This is a genomic window from Microbacterium sp. Y547 (genome assembly GCF_057669785.1).
The window spans coordinates 382,808-392,845 of sequence record NZ_JBYHFN010000002.1; the positions used below are offsets into that span (position 1 = coordinate 382,808).

The following is a 10,038-nucleotide window of genomic DNA, read 5'->3' on the forward strand; positions in this document are numbered from 1 at the left end:
TCGACAGCCTGTACAACACACACAAACCATCACGGGATTCTTGTGCGAGACTCGCCAGATCCGCAGAGACGATGATTGGCAGGATGAGTAAGTGATCATTGCGGTCTTCCCCGGACAGGGCTCTCAGTCCCCCGGCTTTTTGACTCCGTGGCTTGAACTCGACGGGGTCCCCGAGCGACTCGCCTCCTACTCCGAATGGGCAGGGGTGGATCTCGTCGCCGCCGGCACCGAGTGGGATGCCGACCGCATCCGCGACACCCAGGTCGCGCAGCCCCTCATCGTCGCCGCGAGCCTGCTGTCGTGGTCGGCGCTCGGAGCGAAGCACGCCGTTCAGGGCGTCGCCGGCCACTCCGTCGGAGAGTTCGCCGCCGCCGCGGCCGCGGGCGTCCTCTCGGAAGAAGACGCGATGCGCCTCGTCGGCATCCGCGGGCGTGCGATGGCCGAGGCAGCTGCGCTCGAACAGACCGGCATGAGCGCGGTCATCGGCGGCGACCAGGCGGCTGTCGTCTCGCGTCTCGAGGAGCTCGACCTCACCCCCGCCAACTACAACGGCGGGGGCCAGATCGTCGCCGCCGGCGCACACGCTGCGCTTGCGGCGCTCACGGCCGAGCCTCCCGCCGGCACGCGCGTCATTCCGCTTCAGGTCGCGGGTGCCTTCCACACGCGTTTCATGGCGCCGGCCGTCGACGCCTTGCGTTCCGCGGTCGCGGGTGTCGATGTGAACGATCCCGCCCTCACTGTGTGGACCAACCACGACGGATCCGTCGTGTCGTCGGGCTCGGAGTTCGCGCGCCTGCTCGTGGAGCAGGTCGCCTCTCCCGTGCGGTGGGATCTCTGTATGACGGCGTTCGGCGATGCCGGAGCGACCGGCATCATCGAGCTCGCCCCGGCGGGAACCCTCACGGGGCTCGCCAAGCGCGCACTGCGTGGCACGCCGACCGTCGCGCTGAAGACCCCCGCTGACCTCGACGCTGCCGTCGCCCTGCTCTCAGGAGGCACCGCATGAATCGCACGATCGTTCAGCCGACCGGCCCGGCCCACACGCGGATCTACGCGTATGGCGCGGCACGCGGCGAGATCGCCGTGCCGAACGAAGACCTCGTCGGCCCCATCGATTCGAGCGACGAATGGATCCGCCAGCGCACGGGCATCGTGACGCGCATGCGGGCGGTCAAAGAGACGACGGCCATCGAGATGGCGACGGATGCCGCCCGCGAGGCGGTCGAGCGCTCGGGCATCGATCCGGCTCTGATCGACGCCGTGCTCGTCGCCACGATCTCGAACCCGCGCCAGACCCCGTCCGTGTCGGCGATCGTGGCCGACCGCATCGGAGCGAACCCCGCCGCGGCCTATGACCTGAACGCGGCGTGCGCGGGCTTCGCCTACGGCGTCGCACAGGGTGACGCCCTGATCCGCGGTGGCCTTGCCACCTACGCGGTCGTCGTGGGCGTCGAGAAGCTCAGCGACGTCGTGGACCCCACCGACCGGAGCATCTCGTTCCTTCTCGGCGACGGCGCCGGCGCGGTCGTGATCGGACCCAGCGACACGCCCGGCATCGGCCCAACGGTGTGGGGTTCGGACGGATCCAAAGCGGATGCCGTCGCGATGAACGGCACTTTGACGCAGTTCCGCGACGGCGAGGTGCCGTGGCCGACGCTGCGCCAAGAGGGCCCGACGGTCTTCCGCTGGGCGGTGTGGGAGATGGTCAAGGTCGCTCGCCAAGCACTGGAGGCCGCCGGTGTCGAGGCATCCGATCTCGCCGCTTTCGTGCCGCACCAGGCCAATATGCGGATCATCGACGAATTCGCCAAGCAGTTGAAGCTTCCCGAGAGCGTCGTCGTGGCGCGCGACATCGAGACCACGGGGAACACGTCAGCTGCCTCGATTCCGCTCGCGACGCATCGGCTGCTCGAGGAGCACCCTGAGCTCAGCGGCGGACTTGCGCTTCAGATCGGGTTCGGCGCCGGCCTCGTCTTCGGCGCGCAGGTCGTCGTCCTCCCCTGACGCGTGCGACCCCAGCCCTACACTGATTCCGGACCGGCCGGTCCGGAATCCGAATGACAGGAGAAAAAATGGCACTCACCAACGACGAGGTCCTCACCGGACTCGCCGAGCTCATCACGGACGAGACGGGAATCTCGGCCGATGAGGTCGCCCTCGAGAAGTCGTTCACCGATGACCTCGACATCGACTCGATCTCGATGATGACCATCGTCGTCAACGCAGAAGAGAAGTTCGGCGTCACGATCCCTGACGACGAGGTCAAGAACCTCAAGACCGTCGGCGACGCCGTCACCTTCATCACGTCGAACCAGGCATAGCACGATCACCGGTGGGGGCTTCCGGCCCCCACCGGATCAAACCTTCTGCGAGGAACATCCGTCTATGACCATGTCACGCATCGTCGTTACCGGCATCGGGGCGTCATCGCCTCTCGGTGGCACCGCACCCGAAAGCTGGTCCGCACTGCTCTCCGGCGCGTCCGGCGCCCGGTCCCTCGAGCACGAGTGGGTCGAAAAGTACCAGCTGCCCGTCACCTTCGCGGCCGAGGCGCTCGTGCGCCCCGATACGGTGCTCGAGCGCCCGATGGCGAAGCGGCTCGACCCGTCGTCGCAGTTCGCGCTCGTCGCCGCACTCGAAGCGTGGGCCGATGCCGGCAGCCCCGAGGTCGAGGCGGAGCGTCTCGGCGTCGACTTCGCGACGGGCATCGGCGGAGTCTGGACGCTGCTGGACGCCTGGGACACTCTCCGCGAGAAGGGGCCCCGTCGGGTCATGCCGATGACGGTGCCGATGCTGATGCCGAACGCGGCCGCGGGGAACCTCTCGCTGCACTTCGGCGCACGCGCGTATGCGCGCACGGTGGCCAGCGCATGCGCTTCGAGCACGGAATCGATCGTCAACGCCGTCGAGCACCTGCGCGCAGGGCTGGCAGACGTCGTGATCGCGGGGGGCACGGAGTCCGCGATCCACCCGATCACGATCGCCTCGTTCGCCTCGATGCAGGCCCTCTCGCGCCGCAACGACTCCCCCGCGACGGCGTCGCGGCCCGGCAGCATCGACCGCGACGGGTTCGTCATGGGTGAGGGCGCCGGCGTGCTCATCCTCGAGACCGAGGAGCATGCAAAGGCTCGCGGTGCGAAGATCTACGCCGCCGTCGTCGGTGGCGGTGTGACGGCGGATTCGTACCACATCACGGCGAATGACCCCTCAGGCGCGGGCGCGGCACGCGCCGTGCGCATGGCGCTCGATATGGCCGACGCCGCCCCCGGCGACGTGACGCACGTCAACGCACACGCGACGTCGACTCCCGTGGGCGATCCCAATGAGTATCAGGCGCTGCGAAGCGTCTTCGGCGACCGCGTCGACGAGATCCCGGTCTCGGCCACGAAGGCATCGACGGGACATCTGCTGGGTGGCACGGGCGCGCTCGAGGGCATCTTCACCGTGCTCGCACTGCGCGACCGGATCGCTCCGCCCACGATCAACATCACCGAGCAGGACCCCGAGGTCCCGTTCCGCCTCTCTGGATCTCCGACTCCCCTGGGCGACGGGGACCAGCTGGCGATCAGCAACTCGTTCGGCTTCGGCGGGCACAACGCGGTCGTCGCGTTCGCGTCCGTCTGAGCACGCCAAGACGCCCCCGGTGATCGGTTCGATCGCCGGGGGCGTCTGTGGTTATCGGGCGGCGGCGATTCGCTTTCTCAGTACCGGGAGTCGTCACCGGCGTCCGCTAGTCGCGCCTCGCCACCGCCCCACATCTAGCCGACCTTGTGCAGCCAGACCACCGGAGCGTCATCGCTCGCGTGCCGGAAGGTATCCAGCTCCTCATCCCACGCCGAGCCGAGTGCGATCTGCAGTTCCCGCTGGAGTTCCTGCGGGTCACCGGCGGCGAGTTCCATCGCGTACCGGATGCGGTCTTCACCGATGACGATGTTGCCGGCGGAGTCGGTCTGCGCATAGTGGACGCCGAGACCGGGCGTGTGCATCCAGCGGCCGCCATCACTGCGCGGAGTGGGGTCTTCGGTGACCTCGAAACGCAAGTGCTCCCAACCGCGGATCGCTGTCGCCAGCGCGGCGCCCGTGCCGGCTGTGCCGTCCCAGTAGAACTCGGCGCGACGGCTGCCCTCGAGGACAGGCTGGTCGGCCCACTCGAAGTTGACGGCGCGCCCAAGGGCGCGACCTACCGCCCACTCGAGGTGGGGGCACAACGCTCGTGGCGCGGAATGGATGAGAACCACTCCACGCGCCTGCGATGTCGCCATGATGTTCTCCGTTTCGTCAGGTGCGTCTTCCCCTACGACCTGACACGGCTCACCGCGGCTTGTTCTGTTGTGCTGTGGTCATTATCACCCACGCGACCCGGGAATGACAATCGTGTGGTTCCGGCGTGTCATGAGCGATGCCCCCGACCTGGAGGGGTCGGGGGCATCGCGCGGAACGAAGGTCAGGCCTCGCTCATGACATTCCGCATGGCCTGGCCCTTGGCTGCGTAGTACGCGGCGCGTGCGGCATCCTTGCGTGCCTGCTCGGCGTAGCCGGCTTCGAGCACGTCCTGCGGCACCTCGACGTTGTCGACACGGTTCACGCCGTTGTACTTCTCGATGTAGGCGTCGAGCTCGGGACCCGAGGTCCACGACGTGATGAGGCAGTAGCGCGGCTCATCGCCGTTGTGCGTGGCCGCGTGCCACAGGCGCTGCGTGTCGACGATCAGCTGTGCGCCGGCGGGCAGCGCGATGCGCACCTCGCCCTCGGGGTCGGTGCGGTTCTCGCGCAGGACGAAGTAGCTGGTCGCGTCATCGGTCAGGTTGAAGAATCCGCGGACGACCCAGCCCGTGCCGTCGGGGTTGAGGCGGTTGTTGTCGTCCTGGTGCAGGTTGTAGAGGCACTCCCCGTAAGGCGTCGGCTGCAGCTCGATCACGCGGCACCGACCGACGTTGGCGCCGGGCTCCTGCGCGCGACGCGCGAGGATCGGGGCCTTGGCGACCTGCGAGTCGATCCAGACGCCGTCCTTGTCGGTGCGCGGGGGCTTGTGGTTCCAGAACCCGTTGCACTCGATCTCGCCGAAGGCGCTGGCGAGCGGTGCGAAGCGGGTGTCGCCCGAGGACTTCCAGTCGTTGTACTCGAGGTCGAGCCACTCCTTCGGATCGAGCTCCTGGTTGTAGCTGTCGAGGACGACATAGCCGGTCTCTTCGAGCGCGGCAGACTTGATGTAACCCATGAGGTGGATCAGCCTTTCGTAGGGGGCCAGCACGTTTTAACAGGCCCAACTTAGGCAAGCCTACCTCCGCGGTCTGGGTGATTCCCGGAGGACGAGCGGGGTGGTCTGCGTCCGCCGGTGGCGCACACGCCGCAGGGCTAAACTCGACGGCGGCGGGGCCGCGACGATTCTTCCGCGGATATCTGCACACCCGATGAGCAGGAGGCGAAGCGACGTGATGGCCACAGCCACGAACATCGATGCGACCGCGGTCAACACCATCGCGTGGCTCTCGGCACCGGACACCACGATCGTCGTCCCGGTCTATCAGCGACAGTACCGCTGGGACATCGGAGGCTGCGAGCAGCTGCTGGCCGATGTCCGCGCCGTCGCCGATTCGCCGTCCCGCACGATGCACTTCATCGGGTCGATCCTGTCCTCGGTCGACGCGGATGCCGCTGGTGGTGCCGCCGATCTCGTGCTGATCGACGGCCAGCAGCGTGTCACGACGCTCATGCTGCTCGTCGCGGCGCTGCATCACACGATCGGCGAGAGCGACCCGGAGCTCGCCGCCGAACTCGAAGCCGTGCTCGTCCGCGCCGATGATCCGGCGCGCACGAAACTGCGGCCCCACCGCGCGTGGGCCGATGTCTTCCAGGACGTCGTGCTCAACCGGCGCTCGACCGACATCGACGAGCGTGACTCGCGCTTCGACGACAACTACGCCTTCTTCCGCAGCCAGATCAGTCCGGGCGAGGCGCCCGCCATCTGGCGCGGTCTCCAGCGGCTCGAGCACGTGGCGATCACCCTCGGAGCGGGTGCGAACGCGCAGCAGATCTTCGCGAGTCTCAACTCGACGGGTGAGCCGCTGCGTGATCATGAGCTCATCCACAACTACGTGCTGATGGGCCTCACGCACGACGAGCAGACCGAGATCGAGCACGACTACTGGGTGCCGATCGAGCAGAGCACCGGTTCGGCGATCGGCGCCTTCTGGCGGCACTACCTCATCATGATCACGGGCCGTGAGGTCGCCGTCGCCGGCGAGCACGGCGTCTACAGTGCGTTTCGCCAGGAGTTCCCGCGCATCGATGTCGCGACCCTGCGCGCGCATGCCGCGGAATGGCGGGCGCACGCCGAGATCTATCGGACACTCCTCGACCCGACGCTCGAAGACGACGTCGAGGTCTCGCGTCACCTGAGCTACATCAACACCTTCGGTCGCATCGCGTATCCCCTGATCATGCGCGCCTACCGAGACGCGAGCACGGGACGGACCGATCGCTCAGACCTGCTGGCGACCCTCGAGCACATGCAGGCGCTCCTGCTTCGCCGCACGGTCGTGGGCCTCCCGAACGAGCGCCTCGTCGCACGGCTCTGCCGTGCGCGAGACGAGGGCGCGCAGGCGCTCGTGCACGCCATCGCCCGCATCACGCCGTCCGACGAGCGGGTGCGCGTTGCCCTCAAGTACGGCGATCTTCCGCACGCCGTGTACGTCCTCGGCCGGATCGCCGAAGTGTCGTCTGCGGATGGACTCGATGTCGAACATCTCTTCCCGCTGGCCCCCTCGGATGCCTGGACGGGCGACGGCGTGCGCGCGTGGGCGGACTACTCCGAAGACGAGCAGAACAGCCACCGCGCGCTCGCGCAGACCCTCGGCAACCTCGCGCTGCTCGAAGAGCCACTCGCGGAGCGCGCGCTGGATCGCGACTTCCCGGCCAAGCGCGAGCTCTATCGCGCGAGCGAGATCGACGACACCCGCGCCCTCGCCGACGAGGCATCCTGGGGCACCGCTGCGATAACGGCGCGCACGGCGCGACTGAGCGCCCGGTTCCTCGAGATCTGGGCCCGCCCCGCCTCAGTGCTCATCGACGACGACGGCCTCACGCCGATCCTCGACGCCGTCCGGCGGCGCGGCTGGCCGCGCGGCTGGGAGCGGGAGTTCGACTATACCGAGTACCGCGGCGAGCACTGGGAAGTGCACGACGTGAAGTACCTCTTCAACCGGATCTTCAAGCGACTGTGGGCCGACTCCCGTGAGAGCGTCGTCGCCTTCAGCGCCCGTCGCGGCGGACCCCTCTATCCGACCCGCTCATGGAACGGACAGTGGGACCAGCTCGACGAGAACACCCACCTGTACATGGGGTGGGATTCGAAGTACATGCTCACGGCGGTGCAGGGCGTCCTCGAGGAGGCCGGCATCGCTCATGAAGTGTTCGTCAAGTACTCCTACATCGCCGCCGCCATGTAGCGCGCTCCCGGCAGGGAGAGCACCGGGGCGTCGCCGTCCGAAGCCGGAGCGGGTGCCGTCACCTCGATGACGGCGTCCCGCACCTCCTGGGGAGTCGCGTACCGCTCACGCAGGCCCATGTCGCGCAGCCATACGACATCGCACTCCAGATCGTCCACGCGGTAGATGCAGGCGATGGTGCGGAAGGGATCGTGCTCGTCGCGTGATGCGTCCACGAGAATCCATTCCAACGAGGTCAGTCGTTTCAGTGCGTACCTATTGCTCACGTCTTTGACCATGTCCTTCTCTTCGTTGAGCGTGTGGGACCGGGTCGTGCCCCCGTTCAGCCCGAGGGCACGACCCAGTGGAGGGCTTACGCGTCGACGGTCGGGCGCGATTCTTCGATCTTCAGTTCGGAGGAACGGTCATCGGTGTCGATCGAGATCTTGCGGGGCTTGGCCCGCTCGCTGACCGGCAGAGTCACGCTCAGGACACCATTGCGGTAGGTCGCCGAGATGCGCTCGGTGTCGATTCCCTGTCCCAGACTGAGCTGGCGCAGGTAGCTGCCCGCGACTCGCTCCCGAGTGATCCAGGTCACCTCATCGCCTGTCGCGAGCGTGCGCTCGGCGCGGATGGTGAGCAGCTGTCCATCGACGTCGACGTCGACCGATCCGGGATCGACGCCGGGTAGGTCGGCGGTCAGGACGTAGTGGTCGCCGGCCCGGTACAGATCCATCGGCATCTCACGCGGACCCCGACTGCTCTGGCCGAGCATCGTCTGTGCAAAGCGCTCCAGTTCGCGGAGCGGATCATATGTTGCCATCATCATCTCCTTCGAGCGGGCTCGGACGGTGCTCCGAGCGATGGAACTTGAGCCGAAGGGGCTCAAGTGCGAACAGATTAGCACTCTCGCCCTGCGAGTGCCAGCAGGTTTTGCTTCGCTAGAAGGTGGTGTACGTTCCAGGAATAGCTAGCCTAGCTAGCAATTAGGGGAGTGGACAGCCATGGATCTTTCGTCGCCCACGGGCCGAGAGCCCCATCTTCGCGCTCCCGAGGATCGCGTCCCTCCCCCGCTCGTCCTGGTCCTCGGAGCAACCGGCTACATCGGGGGTCGCCTCGTGCCCCGGCTTCTCAATGCCGGATACCGCGTGCGTGTGCTGGCGCGCTCTCGTGATCGCGCACTCGCCTTCCCATGGGGCAAGGACGTCGACGTCATCGAGGGGTCGGCGCAGGATTGCCGGGTCCTCTCGCGCGCGATGGAGGGAGTCGACGTCGCGTTTCACCTCATCCATTCGCTCGGGACCGGCCGGGACTTCGAACAGACCGACCGGACCATCGCGAGAACCGTCGCCGCTGCCGCCGCCGAAGCGGGGGTCGGACAGCTGGTGTACCTGGGTGGCCTGCATCCGCGCGAGGACCTCTCGCCGCACCTTCGCTCACGGGTCGAGGTGGGCGAGATCCTGCTGGCCAGTGGGGTGCCGACCCTCGTTCTCCAAGCGGGAGTCGTGATCGGCTCAGGCTCCGCGTCGTTCGAGATGGTGCGCCACCTCACCGACGTGCTGCCCTACATGCCTGCTCCGCGGTGGGTGCGCAATCGGATCCAGCCGATCGCGGTCCGCGACGTGCTGCACTACCTGATGAGCGCTGCGCGGCTTCCGAACCCGGTCAGCGGCCAGTTCGACATCGGCGGCCCCGACGTCCTCCGCTACGGCCAGATGATGAACGGCTACGCCGTCGAAGCGGGACTACCGCAACGAGCGATCGCCGCGCTGCCCGTGCTGACTCCACGTCTCGCGTCGCACTGGGTGAACCTCGTCACGCCGATACCGCGATCGCTGGCGAGACCCCTCGTGGAGTCGTTGCAGAACGACTGCGTCATGGCGGATCACCGCATCGACGACATCATCCTCCCGCCCGAGGGCGGCCTGACGCCCTATCGCCAGGCCGTGCGACTGGCGCTGCGCCGGCTGGGCGAAGACGGAGTGGAGACGAGCTGGCAGGATGCGGGAGTCCTGACAGCGCCCGGAGATCTGCTGCCCAGCGATCCGGATTGGGCGGGGCGCACAGCCTACGTCGATGAGCGGTCGGCCACCTCACGCGCCCCGGTCGAATCGCTGTGGCGAGTCATCTCGGGAATCGGCGGCGCGAACGGCTGGTACTCGAGCCCCGTGCTGTGGGCGCTGCGGGGATGGCTCGACAAACTCGTCGGCGGCGTCGGCCTGGCACGTGGTCGACGCAGCCAGTCCCGACTGCAGGTCGGTGACGCACTCGATTTCTGGCGCGTCGAAGCCGTCGAGCACGGATCGCTGCTGCGTCTGCGCGCCGAGATGAGGGTGCCCGGTGAAGCATGGCTCGAGATGCGGGCGAGCGCAGAAGGCGCGGGTTCCCGCTACCGACAGCGCGCGATCTTCTTTCCGCGCGGCTTGGCCGGCCGCGCGTACTGGCTGGCGGTCCTCCCCTTCCATGGCGTGATCTTCCGGGGTATGGCCAACCGCATCACGGCCGCCGCGGCAGCGGAAACACAGCCGCGGCGAGGCCCCAAAGCGGACGCAGTGAAAGTTCTTTGATCAATCTGCATTCAGGTGCATCCAAAACGGCCATTCGAGGAGAA

10 protein-coding genes are annotated in these 10,038 nt (G+C 67.5%); 6 read left to right on the forward strand and 4 right to left on the reverse strand.

Annotated features, from left to right (window positions below):
• Nucleotides 1-91 precede the first annotated feature (91 nt).
• The 4 genes from AC25Y0_RS04855 (at nucleotide 92) to AC25Y0_RS04870 (ending at nucleotide 3,624) form a co-directional block, all read left to right on the forward strand.
• The gene (locus AC25Y0_RS04855; protein ID WP_488134310.1) at nucleotides 92-1,006 is read left to right on the forward strand and encodes an ACP S-malonyltransferase; all 915 of its coding nucleotides are present in this window, start codon (nucleotides 92-94) and stop codon (nucleotides 1,004-1,006) included.
• A complete protein-coding gene (locus AC25Y0_RS04860; RefSeq protein WP_488123195.1) occupies nucleotides 1,003-2,004 on the forward strand; it encodes a beta-ketoacyl-ACP synthase III in 1,002 nt (333 codons plus the stop codon). Before AC25Y0_RS04855 ends, AC25Y0_RS04860 begins: the two co-directional genes overlap by 4 nt.
• A gap of 68 nt (nucleotides 2,005-2,072) precedes the next feature.
• Nucleotides 2,073-2,321 (forward strand): acyl carrier protein, encoded by a 249-nt coding sequence (locus AC25Y0_RS04865; protein WP_488123196.1) that lies wholly within the window; start codon nucleotides 2,073-2,075, stop codon nucleotides 2,319-2,321.
• 64 nt (nucleotides 2,322-2,385) lie between these two features.
• Complete coding sequence (locus tag AC25Y0_RS04870; protein ID WP_488123197.1) at nucleotides 2,386-3,624, forward strand: beta-ketoacyl-[acyl-carrier-protein] synthase family protein; 1,239 nt, start codon at nucleotides 2,386-2,388, stop codon at nucleotides 3,622-3,624.
• Nucleotides 3,625-3,758: 134 nt separating this feature from the next.
• Here AC25Y0_RS04870 and AC25Y0_RS04875 read toward each other — a convergent pair whose 3' ends face one another.
• Both AC25Y0_RS04875 and AC25Y0_RS04880 read right to left on the reverse strand, forming a co-directional pair.
• Complete coding sequence (locus AC25Y0_RS04875) at nucleotides 3,759-4,262, reverse strand: DUF3145 domain-containing protein (protein WP_488123198.1); 504 nt, start codon at nucleotides 4,260-4,262, stop codon at nucleotides 3,759-3,761.
• A gap of 182 nt (nucleotides 4,263-4,444) precedes the next feature.
• Nucleotides 4,445-5,218 (reverse strand): hypothetical protein, encoded by a 774-nt coding sequence (locus AC25Y0_RS04880; protein ID WP_488123199.1) that lies wholly within the window; start codon nucleotides 5,216-5,218, stop codon nucleotides 4,445-4,447.
• A 217-nt stretch (nucleotides 5,219-5,435) separates the two neighbouring features.
• Between AC25Y0_RS04880 and AC25Y0_RS04885 the strand changes: the two genes are divergently transcribed.
• A complete protein-coding gene (locus tag AC25Y0_RS04885) occupies nucleotides 5,436-7,448 on the forward strand; it encodes a DUF262 domain-containing protein (RefSeq protein WP_488134346.1) in 2,013 nt (670 codons plus the stop codon).
• Here AC25Y0_RS04885 and AC25Y0_RS04890 read toward each other — a convergent pair.
• Both AC25Y0_RS04890 and AC25Y0_RS04895 read right to left on the reverse strand, forming a co-directional pair.
• Nucleotides 7,427-7,663, reverse strand: a complete 237-nt coding sequence (locus tag AC25Y0_RS04890; RefSeq protein WP_488123200.1) for a hypothetical protein — start codon at nucleotides 7,661-7,663, stop codon at nucleotides 7,427-7,429. The two genes, AC25Y0_RS04885 and AC25Y0_RS04890, sit on opposite strands and share 22 nt — an antisense overlap.
• A 137-nt stretch (nucleotides 7,664-7,800) precedes the next feature.
• On the reverse strand, nucleotides 7,801-8,250 hold the full coding sequence (locus tag AC25Y0_RS04895; RefSeq protein WP_488123201.1) for an Hsp20/alpha crystallin family protein: 450 nt from the start codon (nucleotides 8,248-8,250) through the stop codon (nucleotides 7,801-7,803).
• A 181-nt stretch (nucleotides 8,251-8,431) separates the two neighbouring features.
• Between AC25Y0_RS04895 and AC25Y0_RS04900 the strand changes: the two genes are divergently transcribed.
• The gene (locus tag AC25Y0_RS04900; RefSeq protein ID WP_488134311.1) at nucleotides 8,432-9,994 is read left to right on the forward strand and encodes an SDR family oxidoreductase; all 1,563 of its coding nucleotides are present in this window, start codon (nucleotides 8,432-8,434) and stop codon (nucleotides 9,992-9,994) included.
• Nucleotides 9,995-10,038 lie beyond the last annotated feature (44 nt).

What these genes read in the sequence shown, in the direction of transcription:
- AC25Y0_RS04870 (WP_488123197.1), top strand. Translation starts at nt 2,386, where the DNA reads ATGACCATGTCACGCATCGTCGTTACCGGCATCGGGGCGTCATCGCCT.
- AC25Y0_RS04895 (WP_488123201.1), bottom strand. Translation starts at nt 8,250, where the DNA reads ATGGCAACATATGATCCGCTCCGCGAACTGGAGCGCTTTGCACAGACG.
- AC25Y0_RS04885 (WP_488134346.1), top strand. Translation starts at nt 5,436, where the DNA reads ATGGCCACAGCCACGAACATCGATGCGACCGCGGTCAACACCATCGCG.
- AC25Y0_RS04875 (WP_488123198.1), bottom strand. Translation starts at nt 4,262, where the DNA reads ATGGCGACATCGCAGGCGCGTGGAGTGGTTCTCATCCATTCCGCGCCA.
- AC25Y0_RS04880 (WP_488123199.1), bottom strand. Translation starts at nt 5,218, where the DNA reads ATGGGTTACATCAAGTCTGCCGCGCTCGAAGAGACCGGCTATGTCGTC.
- AC25Y0_RS04865 (WP_488123196.1), top strand. Translation starts at nt 2,073, where the DNA reads ATGGCACTCACCAACGACGAGGTCCTCACCGGACTCGCCGAGCTCATC.
- AC25Y0_RS04860 (WP_488123195.1), top strand. Translation starts at nt 1,003, where the DNA reads ATGAATCGCACGATCGTTCAGCCGACCGGCCCGGCCCACACGCGGATC.
- AC25Y0_RS04900 (WP_488134311.1), top strand. Translation starts at nt 8,432, where the DNA reads ATGGATCTTTCGTCGCCCACGGGCCGAGAGCCCCATCTTCGCGCTCCC.